Raw genomic sequence first — 21,380 nt, 5'->3', positions numbered from 1 at the left:
TCAGACGGAGTCGTCGGGCGGGGTCAGCTCTTCGATCGAGAGCACGCCGGGCTTGGCGTACACCAGTTTTCGGTCGGCAATCGGCTGCCAGCGCGGGTCGTCGTCGTACGGTTCGGAGGACAGGATCGCCACGTCGTCGGTGACCAGCGCGGACAGCGCGTGGTGCACCGTGGTGGCCCACACCTGTTCGCCGTCACCGATCAGCAGGTTGAGCCGGGCCGTCGGCATGTGCCGCAGCACGGCGGCGACCAGCAGGCGCAGCGCGGTCGCCGGAGAACTCGCGAAACCACCGGATTCCGCGGAGCGCAACAGGTCTCGCAGCAGCACCCACAGCGCTGCGGCGTCGGTGGGCGATTCGGCCTCGAGCAGCCGAGCGGTTTCGAAAAGGCGGGTGGCGCCCGCCCTGGTCGCGGCCACGTCCAGATCCGAGATCACCGCGGTGAGCACCTTCCGCCATTCCGGGACCGCGCCGTTGTGGCTGAACGCCCAGCGTCCGTCGGTGAACGGCGCGCACGCGGCCCGTTCGATGGGCATCCCCACCGTGGCCGATCTGATCGAGCCGAGCACCGCGCCCGACACCAATTGGGGCAGTACCTCTTCCACGGCCGGATCGGTCCAGATCGGGTCGGCGTTGCGATAGCGGCTCGCCTCCGGCGCGCCCCCCGCGCCGTCGCGCCACCACGCGACACCGAAGCCGTCGGCGTTGATGGTGCCGCCGCCGCGCATGTCCTTCGGTGCCCACGCCTGGGTGCGCAGGGAATGCGTACCACGGGTGAGCAATTCGCCGACCGACGCGGGCGGGCCGACATACCCCAGGTGACGGCACATCAGATCTCGTCCCGGCCCAGGTCGCGGGCGAGGCGGAAGCCGGAGAAGATCTGGCGGCGAATCGGGTGATCCCAGTTACGGAAGGTGCCGCGGCAGGCCACCGGATCGGTGCCGAACGAACCGCCACGCAGCACTCGGTAGTCGCCGCCGAAGAACACCTCGGAGTACTCCCGGTATGGGAACGCGCGGAAGCCGGGATAGGGCTCGAAACCGGAAGACGTCCATTCCCAGACGTCACCGATCAGCTGGTGAACGCCCGCGGGCGAGGCGCCCGCCGGGTACGCGCCGACCTCGGCCGGTTCGAGATGGCGCTGACCGAGATTGGCGGTGGCGGTAGCGGGTTCGGCGTCGCCCCAGGGGTAGCGGCGGGCGGCGCCGGTGTCCGGGTCGTACCGCGCGGCCTTCTCCCACTCGGCCTCGGTGGGCAGTCGCTTGCCCGCCCAGTTGGCGTACGCCTCGGCCTCGAACCAGCAGACGTGCAGCACCGGCTGTTGCGGCCGCAGCGGGGTCATCACGCCGAAAACCCGCCGCCACCAGTGCCCGGCCGGATCCCGGTCCCAGAACTGGGGCGCGACCAGACCGGCCTCGACGCGATGCGCCCAACCGCGCTCGGACCACAGCTCGGGGCGCTCGTAGCCGCCGTCCTCGACGAAGGCCACATACTGCTCGTTGGTGATCGGCGCGGCGTCGATCGCGAAGGCAGGCACATGCACCGGGTGCGCGGGGCGTTCGTTGTCCAGCGCCCACGGATCGGTGGAGGTGCCCATCATGAACTCGCCCGCCGGGATGATCACCTCGCCGGAGACCGGAACGGCGGCCGCGGGAGCGCTCGGCGCGGCGAGCACCGCGGCCCCCGTCCGCAGCTGATGGGTGGCCAGCATGGTCTCGTCGTGCTGCTGCTCGTGCTGGGCAATCATGCCGAACGCGAAACCGCCGTCCACCAACGGGTTTCCGCGCAACGCGCTGCTGTCGAGCACGTCGAGCACCTTGTCGCGGACGGTGCCGACGTAGCCGCGGGCCTCGGTCGGATTCAGCAGCGGCAGTTCGGGGCGATTGACCCGCTTGTGTTTGAAGGCGTCGTAGAGCTCGTCGATGTCGGCGCGGACGGCTTCGCGCCCGCCCACGTCGCGCACCAGCCACAGCTCTTCCTGGTTGCCGATGTGCGCGAGATCCCAGACCAGCGGGCTCATCAGCCGGGAATGCTGGGCGACGAGTTCGGCCTCGTCGACGACGTCGGTCAGGCCGAGGGTCCTGGTGCGGGCGGTGGTGAGCACCTCGGCGATCCGGTCGCGGAGTCGCTCGGTGCCGGAATGGTCGGTGGGGACAGCAGAAGTGGTCACGGGAACGCTCTCCGGGCGGTAGTGCGGCAGGACGGACCGGACATGCCGCGGCCTCGTCGAATGATGCTGTGCGCGTGACTGTCACGCGCTGCGGTTGGGTTCACGACGCGGCCTCCACCCTGGCATCGGTCGGAGTGCGGCCGCGACGACATCGTTGCGAGGCGTCGTCGAGTTCGCGGGCTGCCGACGGCCCGCGGGCGTGGTCGGCGGCGAGGGCCAGCAGGTCGACGGCCACCCTCCCGATCTCGGCGTCGGCCAGACCGTAGCGGGCGGCCTGCAACCACCGGCCTGCCACGGGCGCGGCCAGCGCGGTCGCCTCGGCGACGACGGCGGGCGCGGACAGCAGCGCGTCGATGGCGTGGATCGGGACCGTCCAGGTGTCGCCCGGCTGCGCGTCCAGGTAACGGACCTCCAGGTGTCCGGAGGCGCGGACCGGCGGGAACAGGGTGGTCAGGTGATAGTCGAGATCGGCGGTGTCGGGGCGGCGGCCGATTTCGTCGTCCAACGCGCCGGACAACCAGTCCGCGAACGTCGCGCCCGGCGGTGCCGTCCATCCGAGACCGTTTCCGTTCGCGGGCGCATCGGGTCTGCGCACGCACAGCAGGGGGACATCGAGCGCCCAGCGACCGTAAGCGGTTACGGGGTCTGACCATTCCTGCACCGGCGGGCGGGTCCTGGCATTGTCGAGGCGGAGCCACGCGCGCATCCGCTGCGAGGCCCAGGCGCCGTCGGGTGCGCCGCGGAGCGTGGGGGAACAGGCGAAGGCGGCGACAAGGGCCGGGCCCATGGCGTACAGCGCGGTCCACCGGGCGGTGACCTCGGCGCGGTCGGCGCCCGCGTCGACGCTGACCTGGGCGGCCGCGGTGTTGCACATCATCAGCTTGCCGAAGGGGCCGATGCCGCCGAAGGACTGCTCCATGGCGCGATAGCGAGGAAGCTGCAACACCCGTTTCGGGCGGCGGTCCGCGTCGGCGGCGAGGGAAAGGATTCGGATGCACCGGGTTTCGAGCAACTCGCGCAGGTAGCGGGCATCACCGACAAGGCGTTCGCACAGTTCGGCGGCGGCGGCATACGGTGCGCTGGAGAGCTCGATCTGACCGCCGGGTTCGAGAGTGACCCGGCTTCCCCCCGGCAGCGGTAGTGCGGGTGAATCGGGGGCGATGGACCGCGGAGCGTACGGTCCGAGGGCGGCTGCGAAGGCAGACAGCTGCGGGCGAGGCCCTGCCGCGGGCCCGGACGCCGAACACTCACCCTGCACGGTGAGCCATTCGAGCTCGGCGCCGATCAGCGTCGGTGGTCCAAGTTTGAAGCAGACGCCGCCGACATAGGCCTCGGCGGCTGCCCGCGAGGACAGATCGCCGGGCTCGATGGCTCGCCTGGCCGATTCCGGATGTTCGAGCATGGCCGCCATGCCAACCTCCACCTGAGTTCGTGCGCGGGCCGGACATCCGTCCGAGCGCCATGATCGTGTTTCGTGTCGCTGTCGTCCGCGCTCGAACACCCATCCGAACGCGCTCTCATCGTGGTTCCGTTCCAACCAGGGTAGCCACGGATACCGACAAAAAACCGTCCAGCAATCGAACAGACGGTCCTACCTGGGGCGGTGCCTGAGCGCCTGCGCGGGGACATTTGTACCGATAAGGTCGTCGGCATGCTGGACGAGAAACGGGTACGCGAGGACACGCCGGGCTGTCAGTCCGATTCGGGGCTGGTTTTCCTCGACAGCGCGGGCTCCTCCCTTCCGCCCCGGATCGTCCTCGACACCGTCGTGGACCACCTGCGCAGGGAGGCCGAGATCGGCGGCTACCGCGCCGCCAACGAACGCCTCGACGACCTCGCCGCGGTGAAGACCGCGATCGGCGCGCTGATCAACGCCGATCCCGGCGCCATCGCCCTGAGTGACAGCGCGACGCGGTCTTGGACCGATTTCTTCTACTCCGTCCCGCTCGGGCCCGGCGACCGGGTGCTCATCTCCGGATCGGACTACGCCAGCAACGCCATCGCGGCCATTCAGCGGGCTCGCGCGGTGGGTGCGACGGTCGAGCAGATCCCGAACGACGGCAGCGGGCAGCTCGACCTGGACGCCATGGCCGAGCTGGTCGACGAACGCGTCAAGCTGGTGTCGCTGCTGCACGCGCCGACCAACGGCGGGCTGGTGAACCCGGCCGCCGAGGCGACCAGAATCGCGCACTCGGTGGGCGCGCTCGTGCTGCTCGACGCCTGCCAGTCGGCGGGGCAGATCTCGATCGACGTGGCCGAGCTCGGCGTCGACGCGCTCTCGGTCACCGGACGCAAGTGGCTGCGCGGGCCGCGCGGCACCGGATTCCTCTATGTGCGACCGGAATTGGCCGCTTCGATGGAGCCGCAGCGGCTCGACCTGCACAGCGCGGAGTGGACCGGCCCCGACGAGTACCGGCTCGCACCGGACGCCAGTCGCTTCGAATTCTGGGAGTGCGATGTGGCGGCCCGGCTCGGGCTCGGCGCGGCCGTTCGATACCTGCTCGACCTCGAGCCGGAGGACGTCTACACCGCGATCGGCGCGCGGGCGGAGTACCTGCGCAAGGCGCTGCCCGAGATCGGCGGAGTCACCGTGCGCGACAACGGCGTTCGGCACAGCGGCATCGTCTCGTTCACGGTGGACGGGCACGCCGCCACCGAGGTGCGCGACCGGCTCGCCGCCCAGAACATCACGGTCACGGTCAGTTTCGCCAGTTCCACGCTGCTGGACATGACGGCGCGGGGTCTGGACTCGGTGGTCCGCGCCTCCCCGCACTGCTTCGTCTCCTTCGAGGAACTGGACCGCTTCGTGGCCGCCGTCGCCGCGCTCTGATGTCGCAGCGCGAGCTCGTCGTGCTCGGCACCGCGAGCCAGGTGCCGACCAAGCAGCGCAACCACAACGGCTATCTGCTGCGCTGGGGCGCCGAGGGTGTGCTGTTCGATCCCGGCGAAGGCACCCAGCGCCAGATGGCGTTCGCGGGGTTGGCGGCGGGCGACATCACGCGGATCGCGGTGACGCACTTCCACGGCGATCACTGCCTCGGGCTGCCCGGCATCGTGCAGCGGATCAACCTGGATCGGGTCGCGCACCCGGTGGACGTGTATTACCCCGCTTCCGGCGAGGCGTATTTCGAGCGGTTGTGCAATGCCACGGCGTTTTACCGGACCGTCGAGCTGCGAGCGCGGCCGATCGCGGGACCAGGTGCGCTGCCCGCGCCGGACGCGCCCTTCGGCATCGAGGCGGTGCTGCTGTCGCATCCGGTCGAGGCCTTCGGCTACCGGCTGACCGAGCCCGCAGGACATCGGATGCTGCCGGACCGGTTACGCGCCCGCGGTGTTCGCGGACCCGATATCGGCCGTCTGCAACACCAAGGCGTACTCGAAATCGATGGCGGCACAGTCACTCTGGCCGAGGTCAGCGAGCCGAGGCCGGGGCAGAGTTTCGCCTTCGTCATGGACACCCGCTTGTGCGATGGCGTGTACGAATTGGCTTCCGGCGTAGACGTTCTGGTCGTCGAGGCGACCTTCCTCGACGCCGACGCCCACCTCGCCGAGGAATACGGCCACCTCACCGCGGGCCAAGCGGCGCGCGTCGCCGCCGAGGCAGGCGTGCACACACTCGTCCTCACCCACTTCTCCCAGCGCTACCGCACCCTAGACGGCCACCGCGCGGAAGCCGAGAAGTACTTCACCGGTGAGTTGGTCATCGCCGAAGACCTGGCGCGCATCCCTTTCCCGCCACGCCGCTAATCGCGGAACAGATCGTCGGCGTCCTCGACCACCGCCGCCCGCCGCAGCCACAAGGACAGCTGCTCGGTTTCGGCACATGCCGTGATGCGGTCGCGGACGTCGTGCGGTATCGGGATCGTCCGCGCGTCCAGCACAACGAACACCGCGTTTCTGACCGCGTCCCGTTTGCCCTGTCGTATGCCCGCCTTCTCGCCATGCGTGAAGTAGCGCCGCGCGAACTCGCTCTCGAATTCATACGGGCGCATACCGACACGCATCATCAGTGCCTCCCCACACCGTCGCCACACCTGAAAGAGAAAAGATCTCGTCAACCAGCGAAGCCAGGGCCGCCGACCACCCACTTCGACGGCTCGGGGTGCTACTCCGCGAACAGCTCCTCAGCTGTCGCAATTGTTACCGCGCGGCGCACCCACTCGGCCAGGATGTCGGTATCCGTGCAAGCCGTGATGCGATCGCGGACCTCGTCGGATACCGGGATGTCACGCGCATCCAGCACCGCCAGCAGAGCGCGAACTTCACCATCCGCGAAATACCGGCGGGCGAAGTCACTCTGGTACTCGTAGTTGCGGAGCGTGGCGGTCATCAGCGTCTCCCAAACGGCTCGGGCGGCTCGTGGCAGCCTCTTCAGGATGAAGTCATAGTACAGCTTGGCCCGGTCCCCCTCGAAGGTCTCGAGCGCCGCCACCGCGGCCGCGAACACCTTCGCGTTGTCCGGGTGCGTGTGGTGCGACGCAGCCGACAGCACCGCGAGTTCCGGCAGCGTATTGGCGGTTTCCAGGTCGGTGACCACCGGGACGGCGGCCGGATCGAGCACGAGTGGCACGAGCCGGGCGTAGGGGTGGCCGTACCCGAAATCGATCGGCTTCGCCGCCCACCGAGCGGTCCGCTTGTCGGGGCACAGCACCAGCAGCACGGTCGGGCATTTCCACCGCGCTCGCAGCGCGGCGACATACACCGGCCACGACCATCGCTTGTCCGGATCAGGGCGTAGCTGGACCTCGACCACCACCGCCAGCACCGGCCCCGCTGCGGCATGCAGCACCGCCACCGAATCCGCGTGGTACTCGGTCGGCGCCAGAATCGGCAGATCACCGGACAAGTTCTCGATCTTGTCGAACTCGGGCAGCTGCCAGCCGAGCGCTGCCAATAGCGGCGGGATCATGTCCGGTCGGGCCCGGAACATATCGATGATCAGCTCATGCTGCTGCGATGGCATGCGCGGCACAGTACCGGCGCGCACCGACGGAACCGATCGCCGTCGGCGTGCCGCTCCGCGACGCGCCGTACCAGCGGAAAGTTGTTCAGGCGAGGTGCAATTCGAGGATCTCCTCGACCAGTGTCGAGTCGTCGGCGGTGGGGGCGACGAGGGTGAGGCTGCGGTTCGCACGGAGGGTGGCCAGGCCGTGCAGGGCGGTCCAGAGGACCAGGGCGCGGTCGGGGGCGGCTGGGCGGGCCTGGCGGACGAGATCGGCGAAGCGGTCGAAGATCGGGAGAGTGGTGGCGCGCAGGTTCGCGCCGGAACCCTCGAGCAGATCGTGCCGGAACATGAGGGTGAACATCTGCGGGCGGGTGGCCGCGAAGCCGACGTAGTCGACGGCCATGCGACGCAACCGGTCTCGCGCAGGAGCGCCCGCGTCGTCGGACGCGGCGAAGCGATCGGCGAGGTCGGCGAATCCTCTGGTCGCAATGGCCGCGAGCAGTGCCTTATGGGTCGGGAAGTGGCGGCGGGGCGCGCCGTGCGAAACGCCTGCGGCACGGGTGATGGCGCGCAGCCCGAGCCGGTCCGGGCCTTCCTGTTCCAGCAGATCGACGCCGACGGCGATCAGTCGTTCGCTCAGCGATTCGTTCCCTGCCACGCGAAACATTGTGCCCCTTCGCCGAGCCGATCACGCCCAGCGGGGTAGACAATGTCTACGCACGGAATGTAGACATTGTCTACGCATTCGCCGATGGAGGGCCTCTTTTGTGGTATCACCTGTTCAAGCACGTCCTGCTCGGTCCGCTGCTGCGGATTCTCGGCCGACCGGAGATCGTCGGCCTCGAGCACGTGCCGCGTAGCGGACCGGTGATCGTCGCCGCCAACCATCTGGCGGTGATCGACTCGCTGTACCTGGCGCTGGTGCTGCCCCGCCGGGTCACCTTCCTGGCAAAGCAGGAGTACTTCACCACCCCCGGCTGGAAGGGCCGGTTCACTCGCTGGTTCTGCACCGTCGCCGGCCAGGTGCCGGTCGACCGGACCGGCGGCACCGCGGCGGCGGACGCGCTCGCGGCCGCGACCAGGATTCTGGAAGAGGGCGGTATCTGGGCCATCCATCCGGAGGGCACTCGCTCACCGGACGGACGCGTCTACCGCGGCCGGACCGGGGCGCTGCGGGTGGCCATCGCGACCGGAGCGCCGGTGGTGCCCGTCGTGCTGTCCGGCACCGACCGGGTCAATCCGCCGGGCAGCCGCATGTGGCGATTCGCCAAGGTGCGCATCCACTTCAGCGCGCCGCGGTATTACCCGCCCGCCGGGACGCGCACGGATGCGCGGACCGAAACCGATGCGCTGATGCGCGAGCTGGCACGGCGGTCAGGCCGGCAGTACGTCGACTCCTACGCCGCCCTCTTCAAGTCCCGCGGCACGAGTACACAGGGGCGTGGGCACCACGCCTGATCAGGGAGAAACCGAGGCGACGGCCTGGGAAGGAAGCGGTGCCGCGCCGCATGCATCTCGGTCGCGACAGGGGGTTAACGCCGCGGCGTTCTCGCGGGATAGTGGGAAGAGGCCGGGTGCTCGGTCCATCGTGTGACGAGGAGTCCGACAGTGAGCAGGTTCACCGACGAGATGTACGCGACGGCGCGGTCCACCAGCCGCGGGCTGGTGACCGGGGAGCCGGACGCGCCGCGGCGACAGACCTGGGGCGAGGTCCACCGGACGGCGCGCCGGATGGCGGGCGGACTCGCGGCGGCGGGCATCGACCACGGCCACGCGGTCGGCGTGCTCGCGGGAATGCCGGTCGACATCGCGCCCGCCTGTCAGGCGATCTGGATGCGCGGCGCGTCGATCACGATGCTGCATCAGCCGACCCCGCGCACCGACCTGGCGGTGTGGGCTCGCGACACGGAGACCGTGCTCGGCATGGTCGAGGCGCGCGCGGTGGTCCTCGGCGCGCCGTTCGAGGCGGCGGAACCGCTGCTGCGCGAGCGCGGCATCACCGTGGTCCGGATCGACCAGCTGGCGGAGGGCCCCGACACCGATCCCGTGCCGACCACCGAATCCGATGTCGCCCTGCTGCAATTGACCTCCGGCTCCACCGGATCGCCGAAGGCGGTGCAGATCACGCACGCCAACTTCTATGTCAACGCCTACGCGATGTTCGATCGGGTGAAATTCCAGCTCGACAACGACGTGATGATCAGCTGGCTCCCGCTCTTCCACGACATGGGCATGGTCGGATTCCTCAGCGTTCCCATGCAATTCGGTGCCGAGGTGGTGTGCGTGACACCGCTGGACTTCCTGACCCGGCCGGTGCTGTGGGCCGAACTGATCGACAGGTACCGCGGAACCGTCACGGCGGCACCGAATTTCGCGTACTCCCTGCTGGCACGCAGGCTGAAGCATGCCGAGGACGGCTCACTCGACCTGAGCAGCGTCCGCTACATGTGGAACGGCGCCGAGCCGGTCGACCCCGACACCATGAACGCCCTCGCCGAGGCCGGAAAACGCTTCGGGCTCAACCCGATGGCGCTCACCCCGGTGTACGGGATGGCCGAGACCACGCTGGCCGTTTCGGTCCCCGACGCGGGCCACGGACAGGTGCTCGACGTCATCGACGCCGATCTGCTCGAGGCGCTCGGCAAGGCGGTGCCGGTGCCGGATCAGCATGTCGCCCACGCCAACGTGCGCCGCCTGCCGACGCTCGGCTACCTGGTCGACCAGCTGGAGGGCCGCGTCGTCGACTCCGAACGGCAACCGCTGCCGGCCCGTTCCGTCGGCGTCATCGAATTGCGCGGGCCCGCGGTGACTTCCGGCTACGTGACGGTCGACGGATTCCGCCCGGCCCAGGACGAGGACGGCTGGCTCGACACCGGCGACATCGGCTACTTCACCGACGAGGGTCTGGTGGTGGTCTGCGGCCGCATCAAGGACGTCATCATCATGGCCGGTCGCAACATCTTCCCGACCGACATCGAGCGGGCCGCCATGCGCGTGTCCGGCGTGCGGCCCGGCAACGCGGTCGCGGTCCGGCTCGACGCGGGACAGAAGCGGGAGAGCTTCGCCGTGGTGGTGGAATCGAACGACCATCAGAACCACGACGAGGTCAAGCGCATCGAGCGCGAGATCGTGCACGCTGTCTTCTCCGAGGTCGGCGTCCGCCCCCGCACGGTGGCCGTGCTCGGCCCCGGCGCACTGCCGAAGACCTCGTCGGGCAAGCTGCGCCGCTCTGCCACGGCCGTCCACTTGCACTGACGCGCAAAGGAACTCGCCGGGCGGCAGCTGAGCGCGGGCGCCAGCTCGATTCAGTGCAACTGATTCTGCGCGGTTTCCAGCCCGACGCGCAGCAGCAGTTCCACCGCGTCGGCGGCCTGCTCGACGATCACCGGAACTTCCTTGCGCTCCGGCGCCGAGAACGGCTTGAGTACGAAATCGGCCGGGTCCTGCCTGCCGGGCGGACGGCCGATGCCGATCCGGGTGCGCACGTAATCCTTCGTGGTCAACGCGCTGGAGACGGACCGAAGCCCGTTGTGGCCGCCTTCCCCGCCACCGCGCTTGAGCTTGACCGCGCCGAAGGGCAGGTCGAGTTCGTCGTGCACGACGATCACCTCGGTGGGCGGCACCGAGAAGAATCTGGCCAGCGCGGCCACCGGCCTTCCGGAGAGATTCATGAAGGACCGAGGCTTGGCGATCAGGACCTGGCGACCGTCGAGGCGGGCCTGCAGCAGGTCGGCACCGGACTTCTTGTGCACGGCGAAACGGCCGCCGACGCGCTCGGCGAGCACGTCGGCGACCAGGAAACCGACATTGTGCCGGGTGCGCTCGTACTCCGGACCTGGGTTGCCAAGTCCGACGACGAGCGCGGGCCCGGTCGTGGATTCGGTCATCGACGAACCGGTTCCGGGCGTCCTTACTCGGCGCTCGCGGCCTCGGCCTCGACGGCCTCCGCCTCGGCGACAGGCGCGGCGATGACGTTGACGACCAGGGTCTCGGCGTCAGCGGCCAGCGCGACACCGGACGGCAGCTGGAGCTCGCCCGCGGTGATCTGGGTGCCCGCCTCGACGCCCTCGACGGAGACCTCGATGGCCTCGGGCAGGTTCAGCGCCTCGGCCTCGATGGAGATGGTGGTGGTTTCCTGGGTGACCAGGGTGCCCGCGGCGGCGTCACCGGTGACGGTGACGTTGACATCGGCGGTGACCTTCTCGCCACGCTTGACGATGAGCAGGTCGGCGTGCTCGATGTAGCGGCGAATCGGGTGCACCACAACGGATTTGGTCAGCGCCAGCTGCTTCTTGCCGTCGATGACGAGGTTCAGCACCGCGTTGGTGCCGTGCTCGCGCAGAATGGCGGCGAAGGCCTGGGCGTTGAGGGCGAGGTGCTGCGGGTCGGCCTGGTGGCCGTACAGCACGGCGGGAACGTTGCCCGCGCGACGGGTGCGACGCGCGGCTCCCTTGCCGAACTCGGTGCGTACGGCGGCTTCGAGAAGGTTGACGTCGGACATGACTGGATCTACTCCTACGGCTCTTCCGGGCTGTCAAAGGTGCCCGCCAGGGAGGGTGGCGCCCTGGGCTGGGTTCTGGTCTACTCGTCGGGGCGAAGACCGAACGAGGACGGCCGGAAGCCGCGCCGCGTCGATCACGGTGTCGCAAAAACGTCTGCGGACACCCTCGCCGAGACAACCCGAACACCATACCCCAGGCCGCGCACGGCGAATGAATCGGGTGGTCAGACGCGGTTCGGCGGGTCGCAACCCCGGTCGCGTAATCTGGACAGGTTGTTCGTTCGCTCGCCTGTGAAAGGTTGCTCACGTTGACCGCCCCTGAGGACGTCGTCGCGCCCACCCCGCGCGGACTGCCCGCCGAGGTCGCCCGGCGCCGCACTTTCGCAGTGATCTCGCATCCGGACGCGGGCAAGTCGACGCTCACCGAGGCGCTGGCGCTGCACGCGAGGATGATCTCCGAGGCGGGCGCGATCCACGGCAAGGCCGGCCGCAAGTCGACGGTCTCCGACTGGATGGAGATGGAGAAGGCCCGCGGCATCTCGGTCAGCTCCACCGCGCTGCAGTTCAACTACCGCGCCGCGGGCTCCGAGGTCGACAGCGTCATCAACCTGGTCGACACCCCCGGTCACTCCGATTTCTCCGAGGACACCTACCGGGTGCTCACCGCGGTGGACGCGGCCGTGATGCTCATCGACGCCGCGAAGGGGCTGGAGCCGCAGACGCTGAAGCTGTTCCAGGTCTGCCGCCACCGCGGCATCCCCGTGATCACCGTGATCAACAAGTGGGACCGGCCGGGCCGCGCGCCGCTGGAGCTGCTCGACGAGATCGAGGAGCGGATCGGCCTCACGCCGACGCCGTTGTTCCTCCCGGTCGGTATCGCCGGCGATTTCCGCGGTCTGCTGCGCCGCGGCGCGGACGGGGAGGCGCTCGAATACATCCACTTCACCCGCACCGCGGGCGGCGCGACGATCGCGCCGGAGGACTCGATCACCCCCCAGTCCGCCGAGGTGCGCGAGGGCGAGGCGTGGACCACCGCCGTCGAGGAGAGCGAACTGCTCTCGGCCACCGGGCAGGACCACGACCAGGAGCTGTTCCTCGCGGGACAGACCTCGCCGGTCATCTACGCCTCCGCGATGCTGAACTTCGGTGTGCGCCAGCTGCTGGAGACGCTGGTGGCGCTGGCTCCCGCGCCCGGCGCGCGCAAGGCCGTCGACGGCACTCCGCGCAACACCACCGATCCGTTCAGCGCGGTGGTGTTCAAGGTGCAGGCGGGCATGGACACCGCGCATCGCGACCGGCTGGCCTTCATGCGGATCGTGTCCGGTGAGTTCGAGCGCGGCATGGTGGTGACGCACGCGCAGACCGGACGACCGTTCGCCACCAAGTACGCGCTGACCGTGTTCGGCCGGGAGCGCGCCACCGTCGACACCGCCTACCCGGGCGACGTGGTCGGCCTGGTGAACGCGACCGCGCTGGCGCCCGGCCACACGCTGTTCGTGGACAAGAAAGTGGAGTTCCCGCCGATCCCGTCCTTCGCGCCGGAACACTTCGCGGTGCTGCGCGCGCGGACGGCGGGCAAGTACAAGCAGTTCCGCAAGGCCATCGACCAGCTCGATTCCGAGGGCGTGGTGCAGGTGCTGCGCAACGACGTCCGCGGTGACGCCGCCCCCGTGCTCGCTGCCGTGGGCCCGATGCAGTTCGAGGTGGTCACCGCGCGCATGCTGGCGGAGTTCAACGTCGAAACGAACATGGAACACCTCGGCTACTCGCTGGCCAGGCGCACCGACGCCGCCTCGGCGGAGGAACTCGGCCGCCAGCGCGGCGTCGAGGTGTTCACCCGCAGCGACGGCGCGCTGCTCGCGCTGTTCAGCGACAAGTGGCGGTTGCAGTACATCGAGAAGGAACACCCGAAGCTGACGCTGGAACCGCTGGTCGCCGCCGCGGACAACTGAGGGCGACGACCGGCTGAGCCGTCACGGCGGGCGGTCGAGACCGTTGTCGCAACGGCGGGTCCGTGACGACGTCGTCGGGATGCGATCCGGATCCGGCCGTGGTGTCGGATCAATCTCGGTGCAGCGCAGGCACTTCCGCTGCGGCGGGGTCGGCGATCGGCAGCGGGAACGAGTGGTGTTCGTGCACGACCGTCCAGCGGCCGTCGATCTTCCGCAGTCCTATGGTCAGCCGCAATCGTTTGTCCGGATCGGCCAGGAATTCCTCGGGCGTCCCGCAGCGAAGCAGCGCGTGCGCGAACGCCACGTCGTCGCCCGCGGTGACCTCGAGGGAGACGATCTCGAACACCGCGCCCGTGGCCAGCCAGGCGAAGAACGGCGACCAGGTCTGCCGGTAGGCGTCGATGCCGCGGACACCGTCGTTGGGCGGCGGCACGTCGTACATCACGATGTCGTCGGCGTGGTCGGCGAGTACCGCGTCGAGATCGGCGGCGCGTATCGCGGCGACCCATCGTTCGATCAGCTCGCGGATCTGCGCTTCTTCGTTCATGGTGGCCTTCCCTTCGGTGCTACCCCCCACGGGGCGGGTCCGTCCCGTCAGCCGTATAACCCGCGCCGCGCGCGGAACTCATCGGTGCGGGGGATCTTTACGCGCGGATATCTCAGGCGGACAGTTCGGCGGGCAGGCCAAAGGCGGGGAACAGCTCGGGATCCAGGAACGAGACCACTTCCGCGATGTGTCCGTCGCGTACGGCGATCACGTCCAACGCCATCGCCGCGAAGACCCCGCGCTCCTCGTCCCAGAGATAGGTGCCGAAAGCGGGCTGGCCGTTGGCCGAGGTGAGCAGAAAGCGCCAGCGATAGCGCAGCGGACCGTCGAGCAGGAACTCGCGGATGGCGGACCGACCGGCGTACCACTCGGGCAGCGGCGGCATCGAGTACTTCGCGTCCGCGCTGAGCAAGGCGACGATCGCGGACACGTCGCCCGCCTCCCACGCGTCCGCGTACTGCCGGGCCAGGTCGCGGATCTCGTCGTCGGCCATGGTGCGCGACGCGGACCGGGATCGCTCTGGCAGCCGCGCCTCGACACCGGCCCGCCCGCGCTGCAACGCGCTGTTGGCCGAGGCCACGCTGATCTCCAGCAGTTCGGCGGTCTCGCGGGCCGAGAAACCGAGGACGTCGCGCAGCACCAACGCGGCACGCTGCAACCCGGGCAGATATTGCAACGCCGCGACGAACGCCAGCTCCACCGCCTCGCGCGCCTCGTATCTTGTCTCCGGTGCCGTGCCGCGCACCTCGGCGTCGGGATAGGGCTCCAGCCAGGCGATATCGCCCATCGGCGCGCCGGGACTCAGATCCACCGGCAGTTCGCGACGGCGGCGAGTCTCCAGCAAGGTCAAGCAGCGGTTGGTCGCGATGCGGTAGAGCCAGGGCCGCAGCCCGGCGCGATCGGTCAGCTTGTCGAAGTTGCGCCAGGCTCGCACCAGCGATTCCTGCACCGCGTCGTCGGCATCGTGCACCGAACCGAGCATCCGGTAGCAGTGCACGTGCAGTTCCGCGCGCAGCGGGGCGACCATGCGTTCGAACTCCGGTTCGGTCGCCCGCGCCGGCTGCACGGTCATTCGGCCTCGGGCTCCTCGCGCACCGGTGCGGCTCCCGGTTCGCGCTCGACCGGCGCGATGCCGTCCTCTCTCGCGATCAGACCCCAGCGGCTGGAGGTCAGGCGCAGGCTCGGCAGGTCGCTGAGCGAGAGCACCACCTCGTAGGTTCGCTCGTAGCCGGTGTGCGCGATGCGCCACTGGCCGTCGTCGCAGCGCGTGTAGCGGTCGGTGTAGAAGGCCGCGCCGCGCAGCAGCATGTTGTGCGCCGGGATGAGCACGGTGTCGGCCAGATACCAAGTGCCCGTTGCCGTGTCGCCCTCCACGTCGATCTCGGGATGATCGCAGCGGTGCTCGGTGATGACGTGCGGACCGAGCGTGTTGCGCATGAAAGCGAGGAAGGCGTCGCGCGATTCGAACTGCAGGTACTCGCTGTAGGTCGCGGTGGCCTCGGGAATCATGGTGTCGGCGAATTCTTCCCACGACTTGGTGTCCAGCGCGCGCAGGTAGCGGAATTTGAGGCGGCTGATGGCCGCGACGTCGTCCATGCCCGGCCGGTCGGCGGGCGGCTGGACGACCCGCCGGGGATCACGGACGTCCGTGTCCTCCGGCTGGGCGCCGTTGCGCGGTTCAGGGGCCGCGCGTTCGGCAGTCTCTTCCGCACGCTCGGCGGCTTCCTCGGCCGCGTCCACGGTCGAGTCGCCGCGCCCCTGCTCGCCGCTTCCCTGATCCATACCTCAACAATCCCATCCGAAGCCCCCGAGCTTCACGGTTTGGGAGATCTGTATCAGATTGCTATCAACGCACGGACTGGACGCCCGGGAAGATCAACTACCGATCGTAAAGCAGGTGCGGCAGAAATCCTCGCCGAATTCGGTCAGCCGCAGGCTCTTGCGCACGATCTTCGGCGCGCGTCCCGCCTTCTTCAGCGCGGCCTCCACCACCGGCTGCACCTCGAGCACCATGTAGCGGCTGAGCACCACCGGATCGTCGGAGGTCAGCGTGAGGCCGAGCCGGTTGAGGTTGATCAGGTAGGACCTGGCGCGGTCCGGGTAGCGCACGCCCGCCTGTTCCGGCACCGAGGTCAGGTCGCCCTGGACGAGTTCGGATCCGATGCCGAGCGGGCGGTTGGTCCGCACGTCCACCGCGGGCTGCGGACCGTTCAGCGACATGAAGCGCAGGATGCGGGCCTCGTCGGGCGCGATCTCGTCGAGGATCCGGTCGTAGGCCGGGTGCACGTCCTCGGTGAAGTAGACGTCGGCCGACCGCGCCAGCAGCGCGTCGCCGCGCCGCCGCAGTTCCTCGGTGGTGGCCGAGCGCAGGTACGAACCCATCGCGATGGCCTGCTGCGCCGTGCCGGTGGGAGTCGGTACGTAGCTGACGATTTCGCGCACCGAACCCTCGGTCACGCCGAGCGCGCTGCGCGCGATCGAGCGCAACGCGTTGCCGGTCCGCTCGGCGATCTCCGCCGAGGATTCGCCGTCCAGCGCGGCCTGGGCGATCTCCTTGGTCACCTCGTACGAGGTGTTCACCGCCCACTGTCCGCCGCGCACGGCCGTACCCGCGGCCAGCCCTGCGGCCCGGAACACCCCGCGGATCAGCCTCGCCTCGTTGCTGATCTGCCGCTGTTCGACATCCGAGCTGCGCTCTACCGCGCGGGAACCGGCCCGGGTTACGTCCTGTCCGGTCCTGTCGTCTGCCACGTTCTACTCCGAAGTGTCGCCAAGTGAACGAATCCGCCCACAGATTATTGCCCGACCGTCTTCCAGGCGTAGCGAACCCCAACTTGTTCGCGCGTCCCGGCCGAGCCCACCCGTCGGACCCGATCGCCAGCACCCCAGCATCTTTCATCCGCTAAATGGATGTGGCGGACGTCATTCTCTCGTCCCGACCGAGACAATGCGGCATTCGACACAGATACTGTGACTGATGTCTCAGACACTACAGTGTGCTCCGGTCCGTCGAGTCGTGGACGAGGCACCGCAACTCACAATAGGGTCCAGCTGCCGACGGGGTGCTACTTTGAGTGCCGGTGAGGCGGCGATCACCGGTTTTTCGGCAGGAGGGTGTCGTTGTTAGAGAGTGTTTTCGGAGTTCACCCCACGATCCTCCTCGAGCTTTTGACCATTCCGCTTTTCACAGGAGTGATCGGCTACATCACCAACTGGACCGGCGTGCTCATGCTGTTCCAGCCCATCGCCTTTCACGGCATCCGAGCGCCCGGCCTACGGGCGCTCTACCCTTTCCTGCCCAAGCGAATCCAAGTACTCCCGCTGCTGAGTTACGACGGCAGAATGGGCTGGCAGGGCATCGTTCCCTCGCGCGCCGACAAAATGGCCAGCATCGCCGTCGACAAAGGGCTCGCCAAGCTCGGTAGCGTCTCCGACTTCTATCGCGAACTGGAACCCGACAAGCTGGCCGAGCACCTGGCCAGCATCGCCGACGCGCAGATCACCGACATCGTCGAGGAAATCCTGCGCCGCGAGCACCCGCAGCTCTGGTACAACCTTCCCAGCCAGGTGCGCGACATGGTGCACGCGAGGGTGCGCCAGCAGCTGCCCGAGATCCTGCGCGAGCTGACCGAGGAACTGGGCGCCAACATCGATCAGCTGATCGACGTCAAACAGATGGTGATCCGCTACTTCCAGGCGCGCCCGCAGCTGCTCAACACGCTGTTCCAGGTGCTCGGCGCCAAAGAGCTGCGGTTCATGCAGAACTTCGGCTTCTACTTCGGCGCGCCGATGGGCGCGCTGCTCGTGCTCATCCTGCACGTCACCGGGTTGTCGACGTGGGTGGTGCTGCCGATCGGCGGTGTGATCATCGGGTGGGTGGTCAACTGGATCGGCATCAACATGATCTTCGCCCCGGCCTACCCGAAGTGGTGGTGCCCGTGGCGGCAGGGCCTGTTGATCAAACGGCAGTCCGAGATCACCGACGGCTACGCCGAACTGGTGTCGAGTCAGGTGATGACGGTCGCCAATATCGGCGACGAACTGCTCAACGGTCCGCGCTCGGATCGCACCATGCAGATGCTGGAGGACACCCTGCGCCCGGCCGCCGACCGGGCGCTCGGCCCGGCGCGGCCCGCGGTGAAATTCATGCTGGGCAGCCGCGAATACGACTCGCTGCAGGCGACGCTGACCACCGAGGCGATGTCCATCGCGCCGATCGCGTTCGCCGATCCGGACTTCAACCTCCAACAGGGCAAGCAGATCAACGATTACATCGCCAAACAGATGTCCGCTCTGCAGCCGCCGGACTTCGTGGAAATGCTGCGTTCGGCCATCAAACAGGATGAATGGTTGCTTTTCGTCCATGGCGGCGCGCTGGGCCTCTTGGCCGGATACGCTCACATTCTGATCTTCGGAACGGGAGTGGCGACGACATGGGTATGACGGGCTCGGGCGAGAACAACGCGGGATCGGACGCCGACGATATCCAGGCCGCCGAGCATTCCGAGTCCGTCGCGCCGTCGACGGAGCTCGCCCGGTGGCCGCTCTCCGATATCGAACCCGCGGGGAAGCCGCCCGCCAAACGGCGCGTGCCGTCGCCACGCCAGACGGTGCGCGCCGCGAGCGGGGTAGCCAAGGTCGCCTTCACCGCGGCCTCCGAAGTCACCGCATGGACCGTCGACACCGCGCTCGGCGTCACCGGAACCGTCGTGAAGGGCAGCATCGCGGGTGTGCCGCCGCGCGAGGTGCTCGCCGAGGCCGAAGCCGAGGTCCGCGACGCACTGCGCCGGGCGCTCGGCCTGCCCGCCGCCACTCCCGAACGCACCGATCCGGCGGTACCCACCCTGCGCGAGCAGGGCGCCGCGCTGCTGCGCCTCTCGGCGAGCACGCACGCCGAGGCATCCGAGATCCACCCGGCCTTCGCCGGAATGCTCGCGGAACTCACACCCGACGAGGCGCGCATTCTGCGCTTCTTGCACGTGGACGGCCCGCAGCCCTCGATCGACATCCGCGTCGGACGGCCGAGGGCGCTCGGCGCTGAGCGCTACCTGTCCGGGCTCACGCTGATCGGCGAACAGGCCGGGCTGCGTTTCCCGAACCGGGTGCCCCAGTACCTCACCAACCTGCGCAGGCTCGGGCTGATCGAGTTCGCCAAGGAACCGGTCGACAACCCGAACCGCTACCAGCTGCTGGAGGCGCAGTCACCGGTGCGAGAGCTGTTGAAGCGCTCCGGATTCGGCACCAAGGTGCACTACCGCAGCATCGTGCTCACGACCTTCGGCGCGGACTTCGTGCAGACCTGTCTTCCGGTGGTGACCGAAGGCCGCGCCGAATCCAGCTGAACGAACCAAGGCGCGCGGCTCAGGTGCCACACACCGCGTACACGCGTCACATAGGCACTGGCTATGTGACGCGTGCGGACGGTGTGTGGGACCCCGCGTCGGTCAGACGCCCTCGGCGAGTTCGAGCCAGCGTTCTTCGGCGGTTTCCTTCTCGGCGAGTACCTGTTTGAGTTCGGCGCCGAGGCCGACGAGCTTCTCCGGTTCGGTGGCTGCGTCGGCGAGGGCGGCGTGCAGGCGCTCCTCGCGTTCGGTCAGCTTGTCGATGGCGCGCTCCAGCCGGGTGAGTTCCTTGCGAGCCGCGCGGTAGGCCGCGGAATCGGTGGCCGCGGCGACGGGCTTGTCCGCGGACGGGCGGGCGGGCGCGGGTGCGCTCAGCGCGGCCCGCTTCTTCAAGTACTCCTCGATGCCGCCGGGCAGGTTGGTGAGTTTGCCGTCGCCGAACAGCGCCCAGGTCGAGTCGCAGATGCGCTCGATCAGGTAGCGGTCGTGGCTGATGACCACCAGGGTGCCCGCCCAGTTGTCGAGCAGATCCTCCAGCTGCTGCAGGGTGTCGATGTCCAGGTCGTTGGTCGGCTCGTCGAGCAGCAGCACGTTGGGCTCGGCCATCAGGATGCGGGTGAGCTGCAACCTGCGCCGCTCACCGCCGGACAGATCACCGACCGGCGTGCGCTGGCGTGCCGGTGTGAAACCGAGCCGCTCGGCCAGCTGACCGGCCGAGACCTCCTTGTCGCCCAGCATGATTCGCTGCGCGACCTGCTGCACCGCCTCGAGCACGCGCAGCTCGGTCGGCAGGTCGTCGAGTTCCTGCCGCAACCAGCCGATCTGCACCGTCTGGCCCTGGATGCGCTTGCCCGCGGCGGGCGCGGCATCACCGGCAAGCGCGCGCAGCAGGGTGGTCTTGCCGGAGCCGTTGACGCCGACCAAGCCGACCCGCTCCCCCGGCGCGAGCCGCCAGGTCAGGTCACGCACGAGCTCGCGGCCGTCCGGCGTGGTGAGTGTGGTGTCCTCGAGCTCGACGACCACCCGCCCCAGGCGCTTCCGGGCGAACGCGGCCAGCGAGACGCTGTCGCGGGGCGGCGGCACGTCGGCGATCAGCGCCTCGGCGGCCTCCACCCGGTAGCGCGGTTTGGAGGTGCGGGCCTGCGGACCCCGCCGCAGCCAGGCCAGCTCCTTGCGGGCCAGATTGCGCCGACGCGCCTCGCTGGCGTCGGCCTGTCTGGCCCGTTCGGCGCGCGCGAAAACCCAGTCGCCGTAACCGCCTTCGTAGCTTTCGACCTTGCCGCCGACGACCTCCCAGGTGTTGGTGGCGACGGTGTCGAGGAACCAGCGGTCGTGGGTGACGACAACCAGGGCGGAGCGGCGGTTCAGCAGGTGCGCGGCCAGCCACTGCACGCCCTCGACGTCGAGGTGGTTGGTCGGCTCGTCGAGGACGAGCAGGTCGAGCTCGCGCACCAGCGCGGCGGCCAGCGCGACGCGACGGCGCTCGCCGCCGGACAGGTTGGCGACCGGGGTTTCCATGCCGAGGCCCTGGATGCCGATGCCGTCGAGGACCGATCGGATCCGCGGGTTCGCCGCCCATTCGTGTTCGGCGACGCCGTCGGTCATCTGATCGTCGGCGAGACCGGCGAGCACCACCTCACCGACGGTGGCGCCCTCGGGCAGCGTGCCGCGCTGGGTGACCACGGCGAGACGCAACCCGCCGAGCCTGCTCACCCGGCCGCTGTCTGGCTCCTCGATGCCGGTGAGCACCTCTAGCAGCGTGGTCTTGCCGCCGCCGTTGAGGCCGACGACGCCGATGCGTTCGCCCGCGTGCACCCCGAGCGAGACGTTGTCCAGGAGGGGCTTGACCCCGAAGCTCTTGGAAACCTGCTCCAGGTTGATCAGGTTGGACATGAACGCTGCTAGCCCGCCTCTCCGGGTGATTT

20 protein-coding genes are annotated in these 21,380 nt (G+C 69.0%); 7 read left to right on the top strand and 13 right to left on the bottom strand.

Features of this window, described 5'->3' with window-relative positions; genetic code table 11:
• From egtC to egtA, 3 genes are all read right to left on the bottom strand, one after another.
• A complete protein-coding gene (gene egtC, locus AB0H50_RS15870) occupies positions 1-828 on the bottom strand; it encodes an ergothioneine biosynthesis protein EgtC (RefSeq protein ID WP_357452315.1) in 828 nt (275 codons plus the stop codon).
• Positions 828-2,168 carry an ergothioneine biosynthesis protein EgtB gene (gene egtB, locus AB0H50_RS15865; RefSeq protein WP_357452312.1) on the bottom strand — a complete coding sequence of 447 codons (1,341 nt, stop codon included), beginning with the start codon at positions 2,166-2,168 and terminating at the stop codon, positions 828-830. Before egtB ends, egtC begins: the two co-directional genes overlap by 1 nt.
• Positions 2,169-2,268: 100 nt before the next feature.
• Entirely contained in the window at positions 2,269-3,579 is a 1,311-nt protein-coding gene (gene egtA, locus AB0H50_RS15860) for an ergothioneine biosynthesis glutamate--cysteine ligase EgtA (RefSeq protein ID WP_357452309.1), read from the bottom strand.
• Between the two features lie 240 nt (positions 3,580-3,819).
• Here egtA and AB0H50_RS15855 point away from each other — a divergent pair, with 240 nt between their 5' ends.
• Both AB0H50_RS15855 and AB0H50_RS15850 read left to right on the top strand, forming a co-directional pair.
• Positions 3,820-4,998: an aminotransferase class V-fold PLP-dependent enzyme gene (locus AB0H50_RS15855; protein ID WP_357452306.1), complete on the top strand. Its 1,179-nt coding sequence runs from the start codon at positions 3,820-3,822 to the stop codon at positions 4,996-4,998.
• Positions 4,998-5,915 carry a ribonuclease Z gene (locus AB0H50_RS15850; protein ID WP_357452303.1) on the top strand — a complete coding sequence of 306 codons (918 nt, stop codon included), beginning with the start codon at positions 4,998-5,000 and terminating at the stop codon, positions 5,913-5,915. The genes AB0H50_RS15855 and AB0H50_RS15850 overlap by 1 nt, the downstream gene beginning before the upstream one ends.
• Here AB0H50_RS15850 and AB0H50_RS15845 read toward each other — a convergent pair.
• The 3 genes from AB0H50_RS15845 to AB0H50_RS15835 all read right to left on the bottom strand — a co-directional run bounded on the left by AB0H50_RS15845 (position 5,912) and on the right by AB0H50_RS15835 (position 7,780).
• Positions 5,912-6,175 (bottom strand): hypothetical protein, encoded by a 264-nt coding sequence (locus AB0H50_RS15845; protein ID WP_357452300.1) that lies wholly within the window; start codon positions 6,173-6,175, stop codon positions 5,912-5,914. The genes AB0H50_RS15850 and AB0H50_RS15845 overlap by 4 nt on opposite strands.
• Before the next feature lie 98 nt (positions 6,176-6,273).
• A complete protein-coding gene (locus AB0H50_RS15840) occupies positions 6,274-7,131 on the bottom strand; it encodes a hypothetical protein (protein ID WP_357452297.1) in 858 nt (285 codons plus the stop codon).
• A gap of 85 nt (positions 7,132-7,216) precedes the next feature.
• Positions 7,217-7,780, bottom strand: coding sequence for a TetR/AcrR family transcriptional regulator (locus AB0H50_RS15835; RefSeq protein ID WP_357452294.1), 564 nt, complete (start codon positions 7,778-7,780; stop codon positions 7,217-7,219).
• A 98-nt stretch (positions 7,781-7,878) separates the two neighbouring features.
• Between AB0H50_RS15835 and AB0H50_RS15830 the strand changes: the two genes are divergently transcribed.
• Both AB0H50_RS15830 and AB0H50_RS15825 read left to right on the top strand, forming a co-directional pair.
• Positions 7,879-8,571, top strand: coding sequence for a lysophospholipid acyltransferase family protein (locus AB0H50_RS15830; protein WP_357452291.1), 693 nt, complete (start codon positions 7,879-7,881; stop codon positions 8,569-8,571).
• Between the two features lie 150 nt (positions 8,572-8,721).
• Positions 8,722-10,368 carry a fatty acyl-AMP ligase gene (locus tag AB0H50_RS15825; RefSeq protein ID WP_357452288.1) on the top strand — a complete coding sequence of 549 codons (1,647 nt, stop codon included), beginning with the start codon at positions 8,722-8,724 and terminating at the stop codon, positions 10,366-10,368.
• A gap of 50 nt (positions 10,369-10,418) precedes the next feature.
• On the opposite strand, the gene pth is transcribed toward AB0H50_RS15825, so the two are convergent.
• The gene (gene pth / locus AB0H50_RS15820; protein ID WP_357452285.1) at positions 10,419-11,000 is read right to left on the bottom strand and encodes an aminoacyl-tRNA hydrolase; all 582 of its coding nucleotides are present in this window, start codon (positions 10,998-11,000) and stop codon (positions 10,419-10,421) included.
• 23 nt (positions 11,001-11,023) lie between these two features.
• The gene (locus tag AB0H50_RS15815; protein WP_357452282.1) at positions 11,024-11,614 is read right to left on the bottom strand and encodes a 50S ribosomal protein L25/general stress protein Ctc; all 591 of its coding nucleotides are present in this window, start codon (positions 11,612-11,614) and stop codon (positions 11,024-11,026) included.
• Positions 11,615-11,922: 308 nt separating this feature from the next.
• On the opposite strand from AB0H50_RS15815, the gene AB0H50_RS15810 reads away from it, so the two are divergent.
• On the top strand, positions 11,923-13,566 hold the full coding sequence (locus AB0H50_RS15810; protein WP_357452279.1) for a peptide chain release factor 3: 1,644 nt from the start codon (positions 11,923-11,925) through the stop codon (positions 13,564-13,566).
• A 109-nt stretch (positions 13,567-13,675) separates the two neighbouring features.
• On the opposite strand, the gene AB0H50_RS15805 is transcribed toward AB0H50_RS15810, so the two are convergent.
• The 4 genes from AB0H50_RS15805 to AB0H50_RS15790 all read right to left on the bottom strand — a co-directional run bounded on the left by AB0H50_RS15805 (position 13,676) and on the right by AB0H50_RS15790 (position 16,864).
• Positions 13,676-14,113 (bottom strand): SgcJ/EcaC family oxidoreductase, encoded by a 438-nt coding sequence (locus AB0H50_RS15805; protein WP_357452276.1) that lies wholly within the window; start codon positions 14,111-14,113, stop codon positions 13,676-13,678.
• Between the two features lie 112 nt (positions 14,114-14,225).
• Positions 14,226-15,185: a sigma-70 family RNA polymerase sigma factor gene (locus AB0H50_RS15800; RefSeq protein ID WP_357452273.1), complete on the bottom strand. Its 960-nt coding sequence runs from the start codon at positions 15,183-15,185 to the stop codon at positions 14,226-14,228.
• Entirely contained in the window at positions 15,182-15,709 is a 528-nt protein-coding gene (locus AB0H50_RS15795; RefSeq protein WP_357453400.1) for a nuclear transport factor 2 family protein, read from the bottom strand. The genes AB0H50_RS15800 and AB0H50_RS15795 overlap by 4 nt, the downstream gene beginning before the upstream one ends.
• Positions 15,710-15,988: 279 nt before the next feature.
• Positions 15,989-16,864 (bottom strand): Abi-alpha family protein, encoded by an 876-nt coding sequence (locus tag AB0H50_RS15790; RefSeq protein ID WP_357452270.1) that lies wholly within the window; start codon positions 16,862-16,864, stop codon positions 15,989-15,991.
• Between the two features lie 417 nt (positions 16,865-17,281).
• Between AB0H50_RS15790 and AB0H50_RS15785 the strand changes: the two genes are divergently transcribed.
• Together AB0H50_RS15785 and AB0H50_RS15780 are read left to right on the top strand one after the other, a co-directional pair.
• Positions 17,282-18,556, top strand: a complete 1,275-nt coding sequence (locus AB0H50_RS15785; protein ID WP_357452262.1) for a hypothetical protein — start codon at positions 17,282-17,284, stop codon at positions 18,554-18,556.
• Positions 18,547-19,455, top strand: coding sequence for an Abi-alpha family protein (locus tag AB0H50_RS15780; protein ID WP_357452259.1), 909 nt, complete (start codon positions 18,547-18,549; stop codon positions 19,453-19,455). Before AB0H50_RS15785 ends, AB0H50_RS15780 begins: the two co-directional genes overlap by 10 nt.
• Positions 19,456-19,557: 102 nt before the next feature.
• Here the strand turns inward: AB0H50_RS15780 and AB0H50_RS15775 are convergent, their stop codons facing one another.
• Entirely contained in the window at positions 19,558-21,348 is a 1,791-nt protein-coding gene (locus AB0H50_RS15775; RefSeq protein ID WP_357452256.1) for an ABC-F family ATP-binding cassette domain-containing protein, read from the bottom strand.
• Between the last annotated feature and the right edge of the window lie 32 nt (positions 21,349-21,380).

It is taken from the genome of Nocardia sp. NPDC050793, from assembly GCF_040654065.1.
Classification (GTDB): Bacteria; Actinomycetota; Actinomycetes; order Mycobacteriales; family Mycobacteriaceae; genus Nocardia.
The sequence above is the reverse complement of the archived record's forward strand: the minus strand, read 5'-3'. Positions and strand labels throughout refer to the sequence as shown.